Below are 20,391 nucleotides of genomic sequence, written 5' to 3' on the forward strand. Positions count from 1 at the left end.
GCGCGGACCGTCGAACGATCACATCCTGCGCAGCATCCGGGCGAGGTGATCGGCCATGACGTCGGAGGTGAACCGCTCCCGGGCGCGCTCGGCGGCGCGGCGCCCCATCTCGATCCGCAGCGCATCGTCGCCGAGCAGCGATTCGATCGCCGCCGCGAGTGCCGCGGGATCGCCCGCGGGAACGGTGAGGCCGGTGACTCCGTGCTCGACGTAGTCGGCGATACCGGGATTGTCGGTGACCACGATCGGCCGGCCGCTGGCCATCGCCTCCAGCACCACGGTGAGACCGGACCCGGTCACCGTGGGGTGCAACGCGACCGCCACCACGCTCGCGCGGCGGTACAGGTCGCGGATGCGGCCGTTGAGCCGCTCGGTGTGCAGGGTGACGAGGCCCTCCGGGGCCGCGAAGGGGAGCGCGGAGGCCAGTTCGAGGCGGGTCTCGGCGCGCCGCTCACGCACCGCCGCCACGGCGGCGATCAGCGTGGCGTGATCGCGGAAGCGATCCTCGCCCGCGCTCATCACCAGGCCGGGACGCTCGGGCAGGGGCTGCTCGCAGTAGAAGTCGGTGTCGATGCCCAGCGGGATGAACTGCAGGCGGGACTCCGGTACGCCCCACTCGGCGCCGATCACCGGGAGCACGGCGGAGCACTGCGCCCACACCGCGCCGGCGCGGGGCAGAGCCTTCGCGGCGAGCGCACCGTGCACGCGATCCGTCCCCGCGCGGGTGGTGAGCCAGCCGATGCCGGCGGCCACGGGCGTGCGTCCGGTGAGCAGGGCGGGCACGCCCGTCCGCTCGTCGTAGGCGAGCACGGCGTCGGCATCGCCGGTGCGGCCGCTGCTGGTGAGGGCCTCGACGAATTCGTAGCCGCCGGTGCGGTGGCGCACGGCGCGGGCGACGCGGGAAGCGGCCCGGCCGCCCGGTCCGGCGCCGAATCCTGCGGTGGCGAAACGCACGTCGATGTCGTGCCGCGCCAGTTGATGGAGGCCGTACGGTGAACGATCCGGGACCTCACCGGCGTCGTGACGGCGAGCCCAGTCCTGCTCGGACAGACCTCCGGCCAGCGGCACCGTCACCCGCACCTGATCCTCCGCTCGACCTCGCCCCCGAATCGGGCGTGCCCGATTATTCGATCGCAACAGAGGGTAACGGTACCCAGCCCCCCACCGCACAGGGACGTGCCTCCTCCGGGCGCATCGCCCGCGCCTTCGGGCTGCAGATGGTGGCGCGCGTGGTGGGCCTCATGGCGTCGATCTTCACCATGGCGCTCACCAGCCGTCACCTCGGACTGACCTCGTACGGCCACCTGCAGACCGCGATCGCCTTCGTGGGCCTGTGGACCAGCTTCACCGAGCTGGGCATCGGTTCCGTGATCGTGCGCCGGGTCACCTCCGGCGTCGACGATCTCGCACACCTGGTCCGGGTGAGCATCGGCCTGTCCCTCGCGTACTGCGTGCCACTCGGGGCGCTGACCCTGTTCATGGGCTGGGGCATCTACGCCGATCAGGGCACGGAGGTGATCGCGATGATCGCGATCGTCTCCACCAGCCTGGTGCTCACCACGCTGAGCAGTTGTTTCCAGCCGATCTTCATGACCAACGTGCGATTCGGCGCGGTCGCGGCCTCCGATGTGCTCGGCCGCGTCTTCTCGCTGGCGGGCACGGTGTGGCTGATCTCGATCGACGCACCGCTCGTGTGGTTCGCCGCGGTCCAGGTGATCCCCCCGCTGATCGCGCTGGTCATCCAGGCGGTGGCGGCCCGCCGGCTGGTGGACGTGACGCCCATCTTCTCCGCGAGCGAGAGCTGGCACCTGGTCCGGGAGAGCCTGCCCCAGACGGGCGTGCTCATCATCGCGGCGCTCTACTGGCGGTCGGACGCCTTCCTGCTCAGCATCCTGAGCACGCCGCAGCAGCTGGGCGGGTACAGCCTCGCGTACGGCATCGCCTTCAACGCCACGGTGATCTCCACGGTGTACCTCGCCTCGGCCCTGTCGACGATGACCAACCTGTGGGCCACCGACCGCGACGAGTTCGCCCGGTTCACGGTGCGCAGCATGCAGGCAATGCTGTTCCTGGGCGCCCCGATGGTGGTGATCGGCGTGATCCTCTCCTCGGGCCTCATCCACCTGATCAGTGACGACGAGTTCGTCCAGATCGGCGGTATCGCACTGGGACTGCTGTTCATCGCGGTGGCCATCCGGTTCGTGAACGCGGTGCTCAGCCAGGCACTGTTCGCCGCCCACGATCAGGTCTTCCTGCTCCGGCTGAACGTGGTGAACCTGATCGGCAACATCGTGCTCAACCTGATCCTGATCCCGCCCTTCGGCGCCGCGGGTGCCAGTGTCGCGCTCATCGCCAGCGAGACCGTGGGCCTGCTGGTGGCCACCTGGCGGCTCACCCGGCGCAGCCCGTACCGCACGCCGTGGCGGTTCTGCCTGCATCTGACGGTTCCGCTCGCCGCGACGGCGGCCGTCTGCGTCCTACTGCGGGATCAGCCGGTGCTTCTCACAGCACTCCTGGCCGGGGTGGTCTACCTGGTCGTCAACGCAGTGCTCGGCCCCGTCCGGCCCGCGGCGGTGCGCCAGATGGTGGCCCGCGCCGAGGGCGAGGAGTCCGACGAGCCCGGTGCCCCCGAATCCACCGCCTCCGAAGGGAGCACACCGTGAGCCGCGAGCTCGACCGTGCGTATCTGGCGGGCGGACTGCGCTCGGCGCCGCCGCCCGCCGTGCCCACGCGGCGCGATCTCGCCGTCGCGATCGTCGCCTACCGCAACCCCGGCGATCTCCGGCAGTGCCTCACGTCGGTGGCGGAGCACCTCCCGGGAACACCGGTCCTCGTGTGGGACAACTCCTTCCCCGCCGATCCCGAGGTCCCCGCCGTGGTGGGCGAATTCGCCGATGCCCGGTACCTCGGGGACGGCCGCAATCACGGTTTCGCCGCGGGCGTCAACCGGATCGCGGCCGAGGTGCCCGATCACGATCTGCTGCTGCTCAATCCCGATGCGGTGATCCGGGACGGGCTGACGGCAACGCGCGCCGCGCTGGGCCGCACCGGCGTCGCGGCCGCAGCTCCCCCGGTGCGCGATCCCGAGGACGGGGCGGGGATCCGGCGCCCCTGGGACGTCGCGCACCGCCGGCGCGGAGTGCTGCGGGCCTTGGTCTCGCGGGCCGGATACGCCGAGCGCCTGCGCGGCACACCGCTGTCCGATCTCTACGCCGATCCGCCGGAGGAGGTGTCCGGTTACCTCACCGGCGCCTGCCTCGCGGTCTCCCGGGACGCGTGGAACGCGCTGGGGCCCTTCGACGAGGAGTTCTTCCTCTACGGTGAGGAATCCGACTGGCAGGCGCGGGCGCGGGCCGCGGGATGGCGGCTGCTGCTCACCGGGGACGCCGGGATCGACCACAGCGGGCACGGCACGGTCCGTAACGACGGTGCCGCGAGCCGTCGTTCCACGGACCTGTTGCGCGCCAACACCGCCCTGAACCTCGAGCACGAGCTCGGCGCCCGCGCGGCCGGTGGCTACCTGGCCGGGGCCTCGCTCCTGGACCGGGTGCAGCGGTCCAAGCGTGCGGCCACGCGGGTCCCGGCCGCGGCGAAGCCGGCGATCGTGATCACCACCAACCGCCTCGTCTTCGGCGGCGCCGAACGCCAGCACGTGGTGTTGGCCACCGAGCTCGCCCGCCGCGGCTACCCGGTGACGATCGTCTGCATGCAACGGTTCGGCCCGCTGGTGAGCGAGATCCCGCACGGTGTGCGGGTGGTGCGCCAGCCGTGGTGGGCTCCGGCTCTCGACCTCCCGCCGGGACCGCAGATCCTGATCAGCGGCGATACCAACACCGAGACCGGTTTCGCCACCCTGTGGCGGGCCGCCGGTCGGGACCGGAAGTGGTTGGTGGCGGCGCATATTCCGCCGGAGCTCGACCGGCCGACGTATTCGGCGGGGTTGGCCGCGGCCATGCGCCGGGCCGACGGATTCATCGCCCTCTCGCCTCGCCACTGGGAGGAGGCCACCGCGTATCAGGACCTCGGCTCCACGGTGTTCACCGTCCCCAACGGCGTGGCCTCCGCCGCATCCCTCGACGGCGTTCCCGCCCGTCCGCCGGTCGCCGGACCGCCGCATCTGGTGATGCTCTCGCGCATCGTCGAACACAAGAACCCGCACCTGCTGGTCGAGGCCCTGGCCGGCCTGCGCGATCTCCCGTGGGAGCTGTCGATCTTCGGCGACGGTCCCGATCGCGCGCGGCTCGAGGCGCTCACGCCCGGCGATCTGCGCGACCGGATCCATTGGCGCGGATGGTCGCCGGGACCCGAGCACGCCCTCGCGGACGCCGACCTCGTGTGTGTCCCGAGCCGCTCGGAGGCCTTCCCGCTGGTGATCTTGGAGGCGATGGCGCGCAGGGTGCCGGTGGCGGCATCGGCGGTGTGCGCGGTGCCCGACATGCTCGACGGTGGCCGCGCGGGCGCCGTGGTGGAGGACATCACGGTGGCCGGCTGGCGCGCCGCTCTGCGTGAGCTGCTGGCCGATACCGCGCGGTGGAAGCAGCTCGGGGAGCGTGGATTCGACCGGATGCGCGAGCGGTACACGATCGAGGCCATGGCCGATGCCTACGAGGCGGCCTTCGCGGGTGTGCTGCGGTGAGCGGCCGCCTGCTGTGGCTGTCGCCGTGGATGCGCCCGCTGGCGCGCGTGTACTGCGAGGCGCTCGCCGACCGCGGCTGGGAGGTGGTGCTCGTGACCTCCGATCAGCACCCCGAATCCGATGCCGCCCGCCCGTACGAGTGGGTCCTCGATCCGCGGCCCAAGACGCCGGCCACGTGGGCGCCGTTCGCGCGCACGCTGGGCGAGGCCCGGCGATTCGCGCCCGATGTGGTGGTCACCGAGCTGGTGCGGGATCCGCGGTGGATCGCGCTCGCGGGCCGCGCGTCCCGGGTGCGGCTGGTGCACGACGACCGCCCGCACGATTCCGGTGAGGTCCTCCCCCGCTGGGAACGCGCCCTGTTCGACCGCTGGGGCGGTTCGGCCGCGGCGACCGTCGCCTTCAGTGATTACGTCCGCGGCGCAGTGGGAGCGGACGGATTCGCGCCGCTCACCAGCGATCTGGCCGAATCGCTCGTTCCCCCGGTGGTCGCCGCCGAGGGCCGCAGGGACTTCGTGGCGGTCGGCCGGCTCAACGGCTACAAGAACCTCGACGTCACGCTCCGGGCGTGGGAGCGTCATGCCACCGGCCCCGGGTGGCGCGGAGACGAATTGGTGCTCATCGGCGATGGTGACGCGCCGCTGCGCGATGCGCCGCACGTGCGCCGGGTGGCCGGCGCCTACTCCTACGCCGATGTGATCGCGCCGCTCGCCGCCGCCAAAGGGTCGGTGGCGCATTACCGCCGGGCCACGCAGAGCGGGGTGCAGGTGCTGGCCATGCAGCTCGGCGTCACCCCGATCGTCTCCGACCGCGGTGCGCTGCCGGAGTTCCAGCCGCCGGGCGAGCCGCCGATCGCGGTGGACGATGTGGCCGGGCTCGCCGCGGCTTTCGACGCGCTGGCCGATCCCGCCGAGGCGGCCCGCCGCGGGACCGCGGCGCGGGCCCACTACCTCGCCGAGTACGCGGCCCCGGTTTCGGCGGCGCGCCTCGACGAGGTGCTCAGCCGCGTCGCGCGGGCCTGACCGGGAGCAGCGCGTTCCACCGCTGGCCGAGCGTCTCGTACCAGGATTCGATGTCGAAGTCGTCGGCGCGCTCGCGCGCGGCCGCTGCGAGTTCCGCCGTGGTCTCGCGGTCGCGGACCATGGCGGTGAGCGCCGCGGCGAGGGCCGCGGTATCGCCCGGCTGCACCAGCACGCCGTCGGCCCCGTCGGCGATCGCGTCCGGGATGCCGCCCACCCCGGTGGCGAGCGGTGCGAGCCCGGCGGCCATCGCCTCGAGCAGCGCCATCGGCAGGCCCTCGTGGTAGCTCGGCAACGCGAAGACGTGGCTCGCGGCCAGCAGCCGGTCCCGCTCCGCGGCGTCCACCCAGCCGCGCACCGTCACCGTCGCGCCGACGCCCGCGTCCGCGACGGCGGCCCGTACCTGCTCGACCTCGCCGTCGCCCGCGAGCGTGAGGTGCAGCTGCGCGGCCACCTCGGGCGGGAGCTGGGCCACGGCGCGCACCAGGTCGTAGCTGCCCTTGCGTTCACCGAGCCGGCCCAGGGAGACCACCTGCAGCACCTCGGCCCCGCGCGGGTCGGGAGCGGCGACGGAGCCGGAGGGCACCGGGTTGTGCAGGACGCGCACGCGGTCGGCGGGGAGCCGGAGCGCCGCGCGGTACTCCTCGGCGAGGCCGGTGCTGAGCACGAGCCATTCATCGGCGGGCAGGGCCGCCCGCACCACGGCCTGCGCCGGGGCGGGCAGGCGCTGCATCCAGCCGCCGAAATCGAAGCTGTGGCCGTGCACCACGGCGGGGACTCCGCGCAGGCGAGCGGCCCACAGCGGTACCGCCTTGCGCACCACGCTGCCGCCGTGCGAGAGGTGCACGTGCAGCACGTCGACCCGGCCGAGGAGCACGAGCGCCGCCGCACGCAGCATCCCGGTCACGCCCACCCGGAGCCGTTCGGCGGGGGTGCCGTCCACGTAGGTGGGCACCACGGTGATCCGGGCGCCGGGGTGCGCGGCCATGTGCCCCATCACCGTGGCCATGCCGCCGCGACTGTCCGGACCCGGCGGTGCGGGCCCGACCAGCAGGACGCGGAGCGGCTCGTTCATCGTCTTAGCATATGCAAAACCCGCTACACTCCCGTTCCGTGGGATCTGACGAGCTGGCCGACCGTGCAGCGATGACCGTAGCGAGGGCCCGAATCGGGGTGCGTCAGGCGCGCCGCGCCCTGGCGCAGTACCGCGCGGGCGCCGCACCCCGGGAACTGCCCCCGATCGAAGGGGTGCGGTTCACGCCGTGCACGCCGGATCAGGCCAAGCGCGCGGCCCTGGCCTCGGGAATCCGGGCATCGGCCGCGGCGGCCGCCGTGCGCAGCGGCGCCCTGACCGCCTACCAGGTGTCGATCGGCTCGGATTCCTCGACGTATCTGTGCCGGTACGACGGGGGCACCGCGACCACCGAGGTGTATCCGGCTTCGGGGCCGCGGGGTCCGGTGGATCATCGGGCGGTGGCGGCGCTCGCCCGAGCGCTCGTGGCCGCCGGTCCGGACCTGCGCCGAGTCGCGATATCGCTGCCGCCTGCGGCACCGTCGGGGCCCGCGCTGGTCGGCCTCGGGTTCCTGGACGAGGGCTGGTCGGCCCCGCCCGCCGGTGGCCTGATCGGCGCCGACGGCGGCGATTGGCACATGTACACCCTGCTCGCGCACTGATCGCCCGCCGCGCCGCCGCACGGCTCAGGCGCCGCCGAAGGCCTCGCGCAAGGACGGTGCCGCGCCGTCCTTGGCGGACCGCACGTAGTGCAGTGCCGCGCCGTCGCGCCCCGTGGTGGGCCAGTCGATCGCCAGATCGGGATCGAAGGCGTCGATCTCCCGGTCGAGATCGGGGGCGTACTCGGACGAGCACAGGTACATCACCGTGGACTGGTCCTCCAGCGACAGGATCGCGTGCCCCAGGCCCACGGGGAGGTACACGGCACGGCGGTCCACATCGTCGAGCAGGACGCTGTCCCAGGTGCCGAAGGTGGCCGAATCGCGGCGCAGGTCCACGATCACATCCAGGAAGGCGCCCCGCACGCAGGTCACGTACTTCGCCTGGCCGGGCGGATTCAGTGTGTAGTGCACGCCCCGCAGCACCCCGGCGGCGGACACCGAGCAGTTCGCCTGCTGCAGCTCCGGCATCGGCGAGCCGGTGGCCGCCTCGAACTCGGAAGCCTTGAACCACTCCAGGAACCGGCCGCGATCGTCGCCGAACTGCTGCGGCGTGAACTCGAACGCCCCGGGCACCGTCAAACCGCGCGCCTGCACTCCCATGACTCACGCCCCTTTCGCTTGCGATCCTACCGACGGAACTTGACCGGCACGGGACGCCGTGTTTCAGTGGGCGAAGCGGTCCGCCCTGCGGCGGGCCGGCAGGCGTGACGAATCCGCGCGACGTACCAGCCCGAACGGATCGGATCACCCATGCACGCACGGAAACTCGGCGCGGCCTTCGTCGCCGTCCTCGCCGCCACCACTGTCGCCTCCTGCGGTTCCGGCGAGGAGAAGGACAGCCCGATCTCGTGGAGCCCGGTGACCGGCGACCGGTTCACCGCCAACCCGGGCGCCTGGCAGACCGACGGTGTGCCGGTCCCCGAGGCCGGGGTGTCCATGGTGGGCGATCCGGTCCCCGCTCAGGCGGTGGCGAACGCGGGCCTGCAGCAGGGCACCGTGACCGCCACGTCCGGGGACACCACGGTCTACTACCCCAAGGCTCCCGAGATTCCCGGCCTGCCCGTGGCACCCGATCAGGTGACTCCGCCGCCGCCGCAGTTGCAGCGGCCCACCGGCACCGCCCCCTGGCGGTACACGCCCTACCAGATCGCCGCGTTCCGGCAGATCTGCGAGACGGGGCGCTGGAACGACTGGGCGGCGAGCACCGAGGTGCAGACGCAGACCTGCTGGACGGTGTACGGACGCCAATTGGGCGTGCGGCCCTGGCATCCGGGCCAGCCCAAGCCCTGGGAGCGGCCGTCGTGGCCCACGCCGTGGTTCGAGCGCGACTTCCGGCCCGACGTTCCGGTGATGTGGGTGTACCCGCCCACCTGGAGCAAACCCAAGCCGCAGCCGCTGATCTCGGTCTCGATCGGGCTGAACCTGCCGCGCAATCCGTACGCCCGCCCGAACCCGCAGCGGCGCGCGGAGGCGTACTACCCGGTCTGGGCGGTGACCCCGGGCCGGCCCGTGGTGGCCCGGGATCAGTCGCGGGTGGTGGCCCCCTGGGTCCCCGGCTACGCCACCGCCACGTCGACCACCACCTACATCGCGCCGCCCGCCTACCCGGGCGTCGCGCTGGCCGGGATCCCGTCGGACGGCCGGGTGCAGCTGGTGACCGCCACCCCGGGTCAGCGCCTGCCGGAGAACCCCAACACCGATGCCGCCGTGCTGATCCCGACGGCCGCCGCGATCAAGGGCGCCACCCTGTACAGCGGCTCGCGCGCCGATCTCGCGCAGGTGTACGGGGCCGATGCCGATGTGCGCACCGCCACGGCGACGACCACGTCCGCGACGAGCCGTGCTGCGTCCACGTCCACCACGTCGGAGTCCACCACCTCGGAGTCGACCACGTCGGCGTCCACCACGTCGGAATCCACCTCGCGGTCCACCGCCCCGAGCGCCGACACCACCACCACGACCGCCCCGGCCACCGGCGGCTCCGGGACACGAACGTCTGCCACCGGCACCGGCACAGCGTCGAGCACCGCACCGGAATCGACGACCACCGAGCCCACCCGCACGGCACCGTCGGCCACGTCCCGGACCCCGCGGCCCTCGGCCACCACGACCACGCCACCGGCGACCACCACGACCACCCGACCCGCCCCGACCACCACCACGACAGCCCCCTGACCGCGGCCGCAGCGCACACCACCGCGCACCGGGCACACTGGTCCGATGACCAAGGCCCGAGGCGTCCTCCTGGTGGCGTCCCTGCTCGCGACCACCGCGCTCACCGTCGCCCTCGGCGTGAGCGACCCGCAGGCACCGCTGTTCTATCCGACCCGGTTCCTGGTGTGGAACCTCTTCCTGGCCTGGATCCCCCTGGTGTGCGCGATCGGTTTCGCGACGGTGCGCGGCCGCGCGTGGCTCGTGCCCCTCGGCCTCGGCTGGCTCGCCTTCCTGCCGAACTCGCCGTACCTGGTGACCGACCTCGTGCACCTCGGCGAGGGCGCGAACCTGTGGCGGCACGTGCTGCAGTACGGCTTCGCGGCGTGGACGGGCATCCTGCTGGGCGTGATCTCGCTGCTCCTGGTGCACCGGCGGCTCACGCGTGAGTTCGGCGCCCGGTGGGGCTGGCTCGCCGTGGCGCTGTCGGTGGCGCTGTGCGCCATCGGCGTGGTGATCGGCCGGTTCCAGCGGTGGAACTCGTGGGACCTGGTGACCCGCCCGGACGACGTGGTGGCAGCCACCTTCGGATGGATCGGCTCACCCTTCGCGCACGTGGAATCGACGGGTGTGGCCTTCGCCGTCGCGGCCTTCTACGGTCTGGCCTACCTGACCATCTGGTCGCTGACGCCCTCGGTATCTAGTTCCGCTCCGCGGCAAGGAGATTCAGTAGATACGCGCCGTATCCGGATTTGACCAGCGGCTCCGCGCGCACGCGCAGCTCATCGTCGGTGAGGAAACCGCGGCGCCAGGCCACCTCCTCGGGCACCCCGATCCGCAGGCCCTGCCGCTGCTCGATGGTGCGCACGTAGGTGCCCGCGTCGAGCAGCGAATCCACCGTTCCGGTGTCGAGCCAGGCCGTTCCGCGGGGCAGCACCTCCACCTGGAGCTTCCCGCGGCGCAGGTACTCGAGGTTCACATCGGTGATCTCCAGTTCGCCGCGCGCCGAGGGCTTCAGGCCGGCCGCGATCTCGACCACGTCGTTGTCGTAGAAGTACAGGCCGGGCACTGCGTAGTTCGACCGCGGGTGCTCCGGCTTCTCCACGAGCGAGAGCGCCGTGCCGTCGGCGTCGAACTCGATCACGCCGTACCGCTCGGGATCGGACACCCGGTAGGCGAAGACCGCTCCGCCGTCGATGCCGGAGAAGCGCTGCAACTGCGAGCCCAGCCCGGGGCCGTAGAAGATGTTGTCGCCCAGCACGAGTGCGGCCGACTCGCCGCCGATGTGCTCGCGCCCGATGCGGAAGGCGCTCGCCAGACCATCGGGTTCCGGCTGCACCGCGTAGGTGATCGCGATGCCGAACTGGCTGCCGTCGCCGAGCAGCCGGGTGAAGGCCTCGCGGTCGTGCGGGGTGGTGATCACCAGCACGTCCGAGATCCCGGCCAGGAGCAGCGTGGACAGCGGGTAGTAGATCATCGGCTTGTCGTACACCGGGACCAGCTGCTTGCTCACGCCCAAGGTGATGGGATGCAGCCTGCTGCCGGCGCCGCCGGCCAGGATGATTCCGCGCATTCGCCCATCGTGCCTCAGATGGCCTGTGCGGCGCGCATGACACCATGTTTGCGTGCGCATCGAGCAGACCGACCTCAACGACGTGGTGCTGTTGATCCCGGAGCCGTTCCGCGATCAGCGGGGACTGTTCACCCGGACCTTCGACGCGGAGGTCTTCGACGCCCACCTGGGGCGGCCGGGGGCCTCGGCGAGCTTCGTTCAGGATTCGCAATCGCGGTCCCACGCCGGCGTCGTGCGGGGCATGCACGGGCGCTCGGGGCGGGGCGAGGCGAAGCTGGTGCGGTGCGCGCACGGCGCCGTGCTGGACGTGCTCGTGGACATCCGGCCCGATTCGTCCACTTTCGGCAGGCACGCGACCTTCCGGCTGGACGACGACGCCTTCCACCACCTGTACGTACCGCCGGGCTTCCTGCACGGATTCCAGGCGCTGACGCCGGTGGCCGATGTCTGCTACCGGATCGACTGCCCGCACGATCCGACAGAGGACCTGGCGGTGGCTTACAACGACCCAGGTTTAGGGATTCACTGGCCGCTACCTGTGACACTGATCTCACCTCGCGATGCCGCCGCCGGCTCGTGGAAAGACCTCGTCGAGCGTCTGCGCTGATCAGCGCGATCCCACTTAGATAGGGGTCCGAAAGGCCTGCTCAAGGCCGCAACTTCGGATCAACCCCGGGGTGTTCTGCAACGCGATTGCACAAGGTATCGTGACGCGGGTAATCGAGCGGGCCCGCCTCGAACCAGCGGACGGAGGTGCGCGACCAATGACGGAACTATCCGCCGAGACCACCCGTGGCGCAGCCGTGCACGCTGGTCAGCCCCCTGCCCCGACGCCCGAGACCGCGCCCTTCTCCGCGCCGGCACCGGGCGACCGCTCCACCACCACCCCGAGCCTGCCGCGGGGCGCCGTCCTCACCGACGATCTGGTCGTGGCCGCCGTCGCCTCCGCCTCCGGGATCGCCGCCGCCATCCGCGCGGGCGCTGCCCCGCTGGCCTCGGTGATCATCATCCTCGCGATCCATGCGATCTGGGTGGGTGCGCTGAGCAGCTCCCGCGCCCTCGCCGTGCCGCTGCTGCGGCTGGGTTCGGCCGAGTACCGCCACGTCATCCAGGCCACCATCGTGGTCTTCGGCATCACGGCCATCGTCGAGGCCTACGTGCACACCCCGCTCCTGCAGTCCGTCATGCAGGCCTCGTTCCCGGTCGCCCTGGGCGGCGTGCTGCTGTGCCGCCTGCTGTGGGGACGCCGCGTCCGCGCCCACGACAGCCGGCAGTTCCGCACCCCCACGCTGGTGGTGGGCAGCTACTACGCCAGCCGGGCCACCGCCGCGGCACTGCTGCGCGAGACGCGCACGGGCGCCGAGGTGGTGGGGATCTGCCTGCCCGAGAGCGAGTCCGAGCTGCACGAGGTGGTCCCGCTCGACGATGGCACAACGGTCCCCGTGATCGGATCCGATCAGACCCTGCTCGCCGCGATCGACAGGACCGGCGCGCGGGCCGTGGCGCTCACCCCGACCGACACCCTCGGCCCCGGCGATCTCCGCAAGCTCATCTGGGAACTGGACGAGAAGCAGGTCGAGCTGGTGCTCGCCCCCGGCGTGGTGGACGTGGCCGGACACCGGGTGCTGTACCAGGCGGTCAGCGGCATGCCGATGCTGTCCATCGCCCGACCGCAGCACCGCCGGGCCGACAGTCTGGCCAAGCGCGCCTTCGACATCGTCTTCGCGCTCGCCGCGCTGCTGTTCACCCTGCCGCTCACCGTGGCCGTCGCGATCGCGATCAAGATCGATTCCCGCGGCCCGCTGTTCTACCGGGCCGAACGCGTCGGTGCGCGCGGCCGGACCTTCCGCATGGTGAAGTTCCGCAGCATGGTCGACGGTGCCGACAGGTACCGGGACACGCTGGCCGACAAGGACGTCGGTGCCGGCGTGCTGTTCAAGATCCCCGACGATCCCCGGGTCACGCGGGTGGGCCGGCTGCTGCGGCGCTACAGCGTCGACGAGCTGCCCCAGTTCATCAACGTGCTCACGGGTGAGATGTCCGTGGTGGGTCCGCGGCCGGCGCTGCCCGCCGAGGTCGCGCAGTACCCGCCGGTGATGCGCCGCCGGCACCTGGTCAAGCCCGGCATCACCGGTGCCTGGCAGGTGAGCGGGCGGTCCGACCTGTCCTGGGACGAGTCCGTGCGCCTCGATCTGGGGTACGTGGAGAACTGGTCGATCTTCACCGACCTGTCGATCGTCGCGCGCACCGTGCGGACCGTCGTCAGGTCGAGCGGCGCATACTGAACCGGATGCCGGACAGTCCTATCCCCCGCGCCACGCGGTCCGAGAGCGCAGCGGTCGCCGCCGGTGGCGCGGTGGGCGCAGCGATCACCTACTACGTGCAGACGCACGCCGACGACACCGGTCAGGGCGCCGCGAGCCTCCCACTGGTGACCCTGCTCCTCGTGGGCGCGGGCTGCCTGGCCGCGGGTGCGCTCCTCGGTGGCGCCGGCGCCCGGCTGCCCCGCCTTCCCCGCGCCCTCGTGATCGGCTTGCTCTGCGGGATCACGCCGGTGGCGAGCTATGCGGCGGTGGGCCTGACGGTGCACGCCGGGATCGGCAGCGCCGTCTTCCTGGTGGGCACGCCCGTGGTCGCGCTGATCGCGGGAGTCGCCGGCTACTCCGCGGCATCCGCCCTCACCCGGCGGTCCGGCGGCCCCGAGGCGCACGCCGTCGACACGGACGGTGCGGCCTCGTGATCGTCACCGCGTTCGCCGCGGCCGGCGGGGCGCTGGGCGCGATCGTCGCCTACCGCAGCGCCCGCCTCTCGCCCGAGAACCGCGCCACCGCGCTGCTGCTGTTGGTCGCGGCGGCATCGATGACGCTGGGGGCGATCGCCCGGGCGGGCGCCGCGGCGCACGCCTCCCCGGTCGGGGCCTTCCTCACCGGATTGTGCGGAACGATGGTCTCCTTCGCGGCGCTGGCGTGGTGCCTGGTGCGCGCCGAGCGCCCGGTGCGGGCCGCGGCGGCGGTCGCGGTGATCGTGGGGGCCTCGGTGGCGGCGGCGATGCTCGGCTACCTGGCCTTCGACCTGCTGGGCCTGGCGTACGTGAAGCTGCCCCGGGTGGGCTGAGCCCGCGGTCAGCAGCCGCCCTGCACGGTGGCCTTGAGCATGGCGAAGCTCTGGTAGAGGTAGATGAGCTCCCAATCGGCGGGGCCGAAATCGTAGCCACGCGGCACCGCGCGCATCACGGTCTCCCCGGCGAAGCAGTTACCGAAGATGAAGCGGGACCGCGGCAGGTGGTACCGCCAGCTGATCACGATCACCTTCTTCCAGCCGCGTTCCTTCGCGAGCCGCTCGGTGAACAGGGCCTCACCGCGGGTGGTGGAGGGATCGGGCACCTCGCACAGCACCTCGATCCCGTCGATCCGCCGATCGCACAGCGGGGCCATCACCGGATCGTGCGACTCGTACGGGTTCGACAGCACGACCGTGGACGCGTAGCCCTCCCGGGCCAGATCGATCCCGTACTGCTCGCGACCGTCGTGTTCGCCGCCGAGGACCACCACCGCGTCCACGCGTTCGAGCGGATCCTCCTTGGCCTTGCCGAACATCGGGTAGCCGACGGCCGCGACCACGCCGAGGACCACGACCACGAGCACGGCCGTACTCCAGATCGCGATCTTGATCTTCGACACGGCCGCCAGACTACCGGCAGCTCAGCGGCGGGGAGGAATCAGAACCGGCCGCCCGCGGCCACCCGGGCCGCGGTGCCCACCAGCCGCAGAGTGCGGCCGATCTGCTTCGGCGAGGCCATGATCGAGCGGCTGTGCCGGTGCCCGGCGGCTCCGGCCGGCTTACCGTCGAGCCGGTCGGCCAGCCAGCCGAGCAGCAGGGGCGCCGACATGAAGTGCATGGAGAAGTGGTCGCTCCACTGGTCGGTGCGGTACTCGACGTGGGTACCGCCGGCGGCGTAGCGGCCCACGTGCGCGGCGGCGTCCTGCTCCGGGGAGATCTGATCCTTGGTGGACTGCACCACGAGCATCGGCACCGTGGGGGCCGACTGTCCGGGGCGGATGTCGTCGAAGATCTCCAGCAGCTTGGGCAGCCGCGCGATCTCGTCGAAGGGCAGATCGCAGTAGTAGCCGAAGTCCTTGTGCGCCATCTTGCGGATGGCCCGCTCGGGCGACCATTCGAGGGCGTCCTCGTAGAACAGCTTGCGGCCCTTGTCGTCCACGTGCTCGGCCAGCACCTCACGCAGGGTGGGGTACTCGCGGGCGAGCGCCGCGATCACGAGGGTGGGGAGCCCGGTGAAGAGCGTGTTGTTGAGGTAGACGAAAACGTTGCCCGGATCGGAGACCGGGGCGCCCACGGCACTGGCGATGAGGTTCAGCTCGGGCGCGTACGTGGGTGCGGTCTCCGCCGCCCAGACGGTGGCCAGGCCGCCGCCGGAGTAGCCCCACACGCCGATGCGGGTGTCCGGCGCGAGGTCGAGCGGGGCGTGCGCGAGGCAGGCGCGCAGGCCGTCGAGCACCATGTGGCCGGGCTCGCGGGGGATGCCCCAGCGGCCGGTCTGGCCGCCGTGGTCGGGCACCGAGACGGTCCAGCCCTTGGCGACGGCCGCGGCGATGAACAGGTACTCGATCTGCGGGAACGAGGCGTCCTCGGTGCGCACGCCGTGCTGGAGCACGTACGAGGGGAAGGTCTTGGGGTGCAGGGAGTCGATCGCGCACTGGTACGAGACCAGCGGGGCACCGGGCTTCGCGCCGCGGCGGGGCGCGATCACAGTGGTCACGGTGACCTCGGGCTCGCCGTGCATGTTGACGGTGCGGTAGAGCAGCTGGGTGGCGCGCACGCGCTGCTTGATCCGGCCCAGGAAGCCGACGGTGACGTCGCGGTAGCGCAGCACGGTGCCCACGGGGGCCTCCGCGAAGCCCGCGGGTGCGTCGAAGAACGGATCGACGCCCACCTGCTGCGGCTCCGCGGGTGCGGGCCACTGCTCGGCGGTCTCGAGGCGCGTGCTCACGGCCGTCATATCGGTCCTCCTGATTCGGCGGTCCGTGCGACCATACACGGCTTTGGGACAGATCTGAATAATCTGTCCCATTCAACGATGGTGAACATCCGATGAACCGGCCTCAAGAATCCGTTCCACCGGCTAGCTTTGCTGATTCCGACATCTAGAAGAGGTGACCGCCATGACCCCCGGTGATCGAGTGCAGCTCCGCGACGAGGCGCTGACCTACGGAACGGTGCTCCGGACCGAGAAGGACGCGGTCTCGGTGAAGCTCGACGACGGCCGCGCCGTCGCGGTCGACCGCGAGGATCTGGTGCTGCTCTAGTTCCGGGTCAGCGCACGCCCGCGGCGAGCAGGGTCAGGGTGCTGCGCATGGTGTCGATCACCGGCTCGGCGGACAGGGTGGGATCGACGGCGCGCTGGATGCCGAGCCCGATACCGGCGCTGAGCAGGAGATCCGCGGTGGCCTCCAGCTCGTAGAGTTCCGCCTCCGCCTCGGCCACGTCGATGTCCTCGTCGTCGGCGCCCAGCAGGCCGCGCAGCATGTCCACCACCGTGCGATGCGCGGCGGTGCGGAGTTCGACCACCATCTCCCGCAGCTTCGGATCGTTGCGGGAGACGGTCACGAACTCGAGTTCGAGCATCGTCCAGCCCACATCGCCCACGGTGCGCTCGACCCACTCGGCGAGGCCGTCGATGCGGTCCTGCAGATCGCCCGGACCGGTGATGAGCGCCGCCATCTCGGCGACCTTCTCCTCGTGCAGGTCCTGCAGCACCTCGCGGCACAGATTCGGCTTGTCGACGAAGTTCGAGTAGACGGCGCCCTTGGAGTAGCCGGCCCGATCGGCGATGTCGTCGAGGCTGGCCGCCGCGTAGCCCACGGCCAGGAATCGCTCGCGGGCGGCGATCAGCAGATCAGCACGGGTCTGCGCGCGTTGTTCCGCCCGGGTCAGCCTCGCCATGCGAAAAGGATAACGCCCTCCGGTATTCAAAAACCACCAGTATTCAGATACCGTGGGTTTTGAATGGTCCGTGCGGACCCGATGGAAGGACTCGCGATGGCGGCATGGAACGGCCTACTCCCGATCGGCGGCAAGCGCCGCCCCGACCTCAACGGTGCCGTGGTGGTGATCACCGGCGGCGCGCGCGGCATCGGCGCGGCCACCGCGCGGCTGTTCGCCCAGCAGGGGGCCACGGTGTGGATCGGTGATGTCGATGCCGAGGTGGCGGCCGAGACCGCCCGCGGCATCCCCGGCGCGCACGCCGGCCGCCTCGACGTGACCGACCGCGCATCCTGGACCGCCTTCCTCTCCGAGGTGACAGCGGATTCGGGCCCGGTGGACGTGCTCGTCAACAACGCGGGCGTGATGCCGCTCGGCCGTTTCGAGACCGAGGCGGAGTCCACCACCGACCTGATCCTGGACGTGAACGTGCGCGGCATGCTCAACGGCATGCGCGCGACCATCCCGTCGATGGTGACCCGCGGCCGCGGCCACGTGGTGAACGTGGCGTCGATGGCCGGGATGATCCCGATCCCCGGCATGCTCACCTACAACGCCAGCAAGTTCGCCGCGCTCGGCGCCTCACTCGGGGCGCGCCGGGAGTACGACGGCACCGGCGTCGCGGTCTGCGCGATCCTGCCCGCCGCGGTGCGCACCGAGCTCTCCTCGGGCGCGCAGCTCGGCGGCGCCCTGCCCACGGTGGACCCCGAGGACGTCGCGGCCGCCATCCTGGACACGCTGCGCACCCGCGCGGCCCGCACCTCGGTGCCGAAGTGGGTGGCACCGGGCTGGAGCCTGGTGGAGGCCTTCGTCCCCGAGCCGGTCGAGCGGCTCGCACGCAGGCTCGCCGGCGACCGCCGCGCGCTCGATGTGGACGGCTCGGCACGCAAGGCCTACACCGACCGGATCGAGCGGCACGCCTCCGCACACGCCGAGGAGGCCACCCGATGAGCCGCGCCCTGGTGATCGGCTGCGGCGGCACCATCGGCGGCGCCTGGACCATGGCCGCCCTCGCCGCGCTGGCCGATCAGCTCGACTGGGATCCCCGTGAAGCCGCTGTGCTGCAGGGAACCTCGGCCGGCGCCGAGATCGTGACGATGCTCTCCGGCGGCTGTTCGGCGCACGATCTGGTGGCGATGCAGGAGGAGAGCACCGACGACCCGGTGCTGATCCGCCACCTCGCCGCGACCCCGGCACCGCTGCCCCGCATCCCCTTCTCGCTCCCCTCCCAGCCCTCCACGCTGTGGAGCCGCACCGGCGGTCACGCGCCCCTCACGGGCATCGCGCCGCGCGGTCGCGGCGACGCGAGCTGGTTGCAGGAGCTCGCGGACTCGACGCTCGGCCCGGGTGCCCCGGTCCCCGACCGGGCGCGCCTCGTCGCCTACGAACCCGCGACCGGCGAGCGCGTGGCCTTCGGGTCGCCCGGCGCACCGTCGGCCACGGCGGGTGAGGCGCTGCGCGCGTCCTGGGCCATCCCCGCCTGGATGCCGCCGGTCACCATCGGCGGCCGCACCTTCGTGGACGGCGGTGCCGCCTCCACCGCCTCGCTCGATCTGGTGGGCCCCGACGATGCCGACGAGATCTACGCCATCGTCTCGATGGCCTCGGCGCCCGGCGTCCGCGGTCCCGGCCTGGGCGGACTGCTCGAACAGGCCGTGCTGCGCCGGCCCATGTCCACCGTCTTCTGGCGGGAGGTGGCGGTGGCCCGGGCCCGGGGGCAGAGGGTCACCGTGATCACGCCCGACGCTGCCGATCTCGCCGGGCTCGGCGCGAACTTCATGGCGCGGGGCAAGCGGGCGCAGGCCTTCGCTTCCGCGCAGCGCACCGCACCCGAGGCCGTGCGGCGCGCACTGTCCGGCGAGGCGGTGACCCGGTGACCGAACCGCGCGTGGTGATCATCGGTGCCGGTGTCGCCGGCATCTCGGCGGCGCACGTACTGCAGCAGCAGGGATTCACCGACTGGGTGGTACTGGAGAAGGGCGCCGATGTGGGTGGCGTCTGGTACTGGAACCACTACCCCGGACTCACCTGTGATGTGCCCTCGCAGATCTATCAGTTCGCGTTCGCCCCGAAGCCCGACTGGGAACGCATCTGGGCCACCGGTCCCGATATCCAGCGCTACCACCGGGACGTGGTCGACGAGCTCGGCCTCAGCGATCGGATCCGGTGCAACACCGAGGTTCTCGCGGCGGAGTTCGACGACGCCACCGGTACCTGGGCGCTGACCCTGAACACCGGCGAGAGCATCACCGCCGACTTCGTGGTGTGCGCCACCGGTGTGCTGCAGAACCCCGCGATCCCCGACATCCCCGGACTCGCCGATTTCGACGGCACCGTGGTGCACACCGCACGCTGGGACGACGAGCTCGTCACGGACGGCAAGCGGATCGCCGTGATCGGCACCGGATCGACCGGGGTGCAGGTGGTCTCGGCGCTACAACCGGGGGCGCGGTCGGTGACGCACTTCGTGCGCTCGCCGCAGTGGGTGCTGTGGGCACCGATGCGGATCCCCCAGTTCGGCGCGATCACGGCGCTGTTCGAGCGCGCACCGAAGGCCCTCGACGCCGTGCACCGGGGCCTGCTCTGGGGCTCGGGCATCCTGGCCGACATCGTGACCACGCCCTCCTGGCGGCGCCGCACGGTGCAGGCCTACGCCCGCCTCTCGCTCCGGGCACAGGTGCGCGACAAGGCACTCCGCTCACAGCTCACACCCGATTTCGAGCCGCTGTGCAAGCGCCAGGTGGTCTCGGGCACCTACTACCGTGCCCTGCAACGCGAGAACGTGGAACTGGTGACCGAGGGCATCACCGCGATCACCGGCCAGGGCGTCCGGACCGCCGACGGACGGCTGCATCCGGCGGATGTCCTGGTGCTGGCCACCGGTTTCCGCGCCCACGACTACATGCGGCCGATGCAGGTGACGGGGCGTGAGGGGATCACGCTCGACGATGCCTGGGCCGACGGCCCGCGCGCCTACCGGATGACCGCGATCCCCGGCTTCCCGAACCTGTTCACCGTGCTCGGCCCCAACTCGCCGACCGGCTCCATCTCCTTGCAGTTCTCCGCCGAGCTGACCGCGAAGTACATCGCGCAGTGGCTCGACCGTTTCCGGCGCGGCGAGATCGCGACGGTCGAGGTCACGGAGGAGGCGACCGCCGGCTTCAACCGGCAGGTGGCGGAGGCGATGGGCCCGACGGTGTGGAACACCGGGTGCAACTCCTGGTACTTCACCGAGGGCGGCAGCATCGATCTGTGGCCGTTCGACCGCGCGACCATGGTGGAGATGCTCAGCACCCCCGATGACCGCGACTTCCGGGTGTCCGCCAGGACGCCCTGACCTG

Annotated in this window: 21 protein-coding genes; 14 read left to right on the top strand and 7 right to left on the bottom strand. The window is 71.8% G+C overall.

The genetic code is table 11. The features are described 5' to 3' along the window. Positions 1-18: 18 nt before the first annotated feature. Positions 19-1,074, bottom strand: a complete 1,056-nt coding sequence (locus tag ABD108_RS15130; protein WP_343930709.1) for a glycosyltransferase family 4 protein — start codon at positions 1,072-1,074, stop codon at positions 19-21. Positions 1,075-1,115: 41 nt separating this feature from the next. Between ABD108_RS15130 and ABD108_RS15135 the strand changes: the two genes are divergently transcribed. Genes ABD108_RS15135 through ABD108_RS15145 form a run of 3 tightly spaced genes read left to right on the top strand, consistent with a single transcriptional unit; the run spans position 1,116 to position 5,655 of the window. Beyond that, positions 1,116-2,663, top strand: coding sequence for a flippase (locus tag ABD108_RS15135; protein WP_220657106.1), 1,548 nt, complete (start codon positions 1,116-1,118; stop codon positions 2,661-2,663). Then, positions 2,660-4,636, top strand: a complete 1,977-nt coding sequence (locus ABD108_RS15140) for a glycosyltransferase (RefSeq protein WP_343930710.1) — start codon at positions 2,660-2,662, stop codon at positions 4,634-4,636. The genes ABD108_RS15135 and ABD108_RS15140 overlap by 4 nt, the downstream gene beginning before the upstream one ends. Before the next feature lie 8 nt (positions 4,637-4,644). Then, positions 4,645-5,655: a glycosyltransferase gene (locus ABD108_RS15145; protein ID WP_343930928.1), complete on the top strand. Its 1,011-nt coding sequence runs from the start codon at positions 4,645-4,647 to the stop codon at positions 5,653-5,655. On the opposite strand, the gene ABD108_RS15150 is transcribed toward ABD108_RS15145, so the two are convergent. Continuing rightward, positions 5,633-6,727 (bottom strand): glycosyltransferase family 4 protein, encoded by a 1,095-nt coding sequence (locus ABD108_RS15150; RefSeq protein ID WP_343930711.1) that lies wholly within the window; start codon positions 6,725-6,727, stop codon positions 5,633-5,635. The genes ABD108_RS15145 and ABD108_RS15150 overlap by 23 nt on opposite strands. Before the next feature lie 71 nt (positions 6,728-6,798). Between ABD108_RS15150 and ABD108_RS15155 the strand changes: the two genes are divergently transcribed. Continuing rightward, entirely contained in the window at positions 6,799-7,326 is a 528-nt protein-coding gene (locus tag ABD108_RS15155) for a hypothetical protein (RefSeq protein WP_343930712.1), read from the top strand. Between the two features lie 24 nt (positions 7,327-7,350). Here ABD108_RS15155 and ABD108_RS15160 read toward each other — a convergent pair whose 3' ends face one another. After that, positions 7,351-7,926: a dTDP-4-dehydrorhamnose 3,5-epimerase family protein gene (locus tag ABD108_RS15160; protein ID WP_344185984.1), complete on the bottom strand. Its 576-nt coding sequence runs from the start codon at positions 7,924-7,926 to the stop codon at positions 7,351-7,353. Positions 7,927-8,076: 150 nt separating this feature from the next. On the opposite strand from ABD108_RS15160, the gene ABD108_RS15165 reads away from it, so the two are divergent. After that, positions 8,077-9,501, top strand: a complete 1,425-nt coding sequence (locus ABD108_RS15165; RefSeq protein ID WP_343930713.1) for a hypothetical protein — start codon at positions 8,077-8,079, stop codon at positions 9,499-9,501. Between the two features lie 45 nt (positions 9,502-9,546). Next, positions 9,547-10,233: a DUF1361 domain-containing protein gene (locus ABD108_RS15170; protein WP_343930714.1), complete on the top strand. Its 687-nt coding sequence runs from the start codon at positions 9,547-9,549 to the stop codon at positions 10,231-10,233. Here ABD108_RS15170 and rfbA read toward each other — a convergent pair. Beyond that, positions 10,178-11,050: a glucose-1-phosphate thymidylyltransferase RfbA gene (gene rfbA, locus ABD108_RS15175; protein ID WP_343930715.1), complete on the bottom strand. Its 873-nt coding sequence runs from the start codon at positions 11,048-11,050 to the stop codon at positions 10,178-10,180. The genes ABD108_RS15170 and rfbA overlap by 56 nt on opposite strands. A gap of 52 nt (positions 11,051-11,102) precedes the next feature. Between rfbA and rfbC the strand changes: the two genes are divergently transcribed. From rfbC to ABD108_RS15195, 4 genes are all read left to right on the top strand, one after another. After that, positions 11,103-11,657: a dTDP-4-dehydrorhamnose 3,5-epimerase gene (gene rfbC, locus ABD108_RS15180; protein ID WP_343930716.1), complete on the top strand. Its 555-nt coding sequence runs from the start codon at positions 11,103-11,105 to the stop codon at positions 11,655-11,657. A gap of 157 nt (positions 11,658-11,814) precedes the next feature. After that, the gene (locus ABD108_RS15185) at positions 11,815-13,335 is read left to right on the top strand and encodes a sugar transferase (protein WP_305112583.1); all 1,521 of its coding nucleotides are present in this window, start codon (positions 11,815-11,817) and stop codon (positions 13,333-13,335) included. Between the two features lie 5 nt (positions 13,336-13,340). Then, positions 13,341-13,790: a hypothetical protein gene (locus ABD108_RS15190; RefSeq protein ID WP_220657115.1), complete on the top strand. Its 450-nt coding sequence runs from the start codon at positions 13,341-13,343 to the stop codon at positions 13,788-13,790. Continuing rightward, complete coding sequence (locus ABD108_RS15195) at positions 13,787-14,164, top strand: hypothetical protein (RefSeq protein ID WP_343930717.1); 378 nt, start codon at positions 13,787-13,789, stop codon at positions 14,162-14,164. Before ABD108_RS15190 ends, ABD108_RS15195 begins: the two co-directional genes overlap by 4 nt. An 8-nt stretch (positions 14,165-14,172) precedes the next feature. On the opposite strand, the gene ABD108_RS15200 is transcribed toward ABD108_RS15195, so the two are convergent. Both ABD108_RS15200 and ABD108_RS15205 read right to left on the bottom strand, forming a co-directional pair. Continuing rightward, positions 14,173-14,730, bottom strand: coding sequence for a YdcF family protein (locus ABD108_RS15200; protein WP_343930718.1), 558 nt, complete (start codon positions 14,728-14,730; stop codon positions 14,173-14,175). A 38-nt stretch (positions 14,731-14,768) separates the two neighbouring features. After that, on the bottom strand, positions 14,769-16,067 hold the full coding sequence (locus ABD108_RS15205) for a lipase family protein (RefSeq protein ID WP_220657118.1): 1,299 nt from the start codon (positions 16,065-16,067) through the stop codon (positions 14,769-14,771). 163 nt (positions 16,068-16,230) lie between these two features. Here ABD108_RS15205 and ABD108_RS15210 point away from each other — a divergent pair, with 163 nt between their 5' ends. Then, positions 16,231-16,374, top strand: a complete 144-nt coding sequence (locus ABD108_RS15210) for a hypothetical protein (protein ID WP_220657119.1) — start codon at positions 16,231-16,233, stop codon at positions 16,372-16,374. Positions 16,375-16,381: 7 nt separating this feature from the next. Here ABD108_RS15210 and ABD108_RS15215 read toward each other — a convergent pair whose 3' ends face one another. After that, positions 16,382-17,011 carry a TetR/AcrR family transcriptional regulator gene (locus ABD108_RS15215; protein ID WP_220657120.1) on the bottom strand — a complete coding sequence of 210 codons (630 nt, stop codon included), beginning with the start codon at positions 17,009-17,011 and terminating at the stop codon, positions 16,382-16,384. A 96-nt stretch (positions 17,012-17,107) separates the two neighbouring features. Here ABD108_RS15215 and ABD108_RS15220 point away from each other — a divergent pair, with 96 nt between their 5' ends. The 3 genes from ABD108_RS15220 to ABD108_RS15230 are packed head-to-tail and all read left to right on the top strand — an operon-like array spanning position 17,108 to position 20,387. Continuing rightward, complete coding sequence (locus ABD108_RS15220; protein ID WP_343930930.1) at positions 17,108-18,001, top strand: SDR family oxidoreductase; 894 nt, start codon at positions 17,108-17,110, stop codon at positions 17,999-18,001. Further along, a complete protein-coding gene (locus ABD108_RS15225) occupies positions 17,998-18,927 on the top strand; it encodes a patatin-like phospholipase family protein (RefSeq protein WP_343930719.1) in 930 nt (309 codons plus the stop codon). Before ABD108_RS15220 ends, ABD108_RS15225 begins: the two co-directional genes overlap by 4 nt. Next, positions 18,924-20,387, top strand: coding sequence for a flavin-containing monooxygenase (locus ABD108_RS15230; protein WP_343930720.1), 1,464 nt, complete (start codon positions 18,924-18,926; stop codon positions 20,385-20,387). The genes ABD108_RS15225 and ABD108_RS15230 overlap by 4 nt, the downstream gene beginning before the upstream one ends. The last annotated feature ends 4 nt before the right edge of the window (positions 20,388-20,391 follow it).

The organism is Tsukamurella strandjordii (genome assembly GCF_039525985.1).
GTDB lineage: Bacteria > Actinomycetota > Actinomycetes > Mycobacteriales > Mycobacteriaceae > Tsukamurella > Tsukamurella strandjordii.

Coding starts and splice junctions, on each gene's coding strand:
- ABD108_RS15165 (WP_343930713.1), top strand. CDS start 8,077: ATGCACGCACGGAAACTCGGCGCGGCCTTCGTCGCCGTCCTCGCCGCC.
- ABD108_RS15190 (WP_220657115.1), top strand. CDS start 13,341: ATGCCGGACAGTCCTATCCCCCGCGCCACGCGGTCCGAGAGCGCAGCG.
- ABD108_RS15215 (WP_220657120.1), bottom strand. CDS start 17,011: ATGGCGAGGCTGACCCGGGCGGAACAACGCGCGCAGACCCGTGCTGAT.
- rfbA (WP_343930715.1), bottom strand. CDS start 11,050: ATGCGCGGAATCATCCTGGCCGGCGGCGCCGGCAGCAGGCTGCATCCC.
- ABD108_RS15220 (WP_343930930.1), top strand. CDS start 17,108: ATGGCGGCATGGAACGGCCTACTCCCGATCGGCGGCAAGCGCCGCCCC.
- ABD108_RS15155 (WP_343930712.1), top strand. CDS start 6,799: ATGACCGTAGCGAGGGCCCGAATCGGGGTGCGTCAGGCGCGCCGCGCC.
- ABD108_RS15205 (WP_220657118.1), bottom strand. CDS start 16,067: ATGACGGCCGTGAGCACGCGCCTCGAGACCGCCGAGCAGTGGCCCGCA.
- ABD108_RS15185 (WP_305112583.1), top strand. CDS start 11,815: ATGACGGAACTATCCGCCGAGACCACCCGTGGCGCAGCCGTGCACGCT.
- ABD108_RS15160 (WP_344185984.1), bottom strand. CDS start 7,926: ATGGGAGTGCAGGCGCGCGGTTTGACGGTGCCCGGGGCGTTCGAGTTC.
- ABD108_RS15170 (WP_343930714.1), top strand. CDS start 9,547: ATGACCAAGGCCCGAGGCGTCCTCCTGGTGGCGTCCCTGCTCGCGACC.
- ABD108_RS15150 (WP_343930711.1), bottom strand. CDS start 6,727: ATGAACGAGCCGCTCCGCGTCCTGCTGGTCGGGCCCGCACCGCCGGGT.
- ABD108_RS15225 (WP_343930719.1), top strand. CDS start 17,998: ATGAGCCGCGCCCTGGTGATCGGCTGCGGCGGCACCATCGGCGGCGCC.
- ABD108_RS15210 (WP_220657119.1), top strand. CDS start 16,231: ATGACCCCCGGTGATCGAGTGCAGCTCCGCGACGAGGCGCTGACCTAC.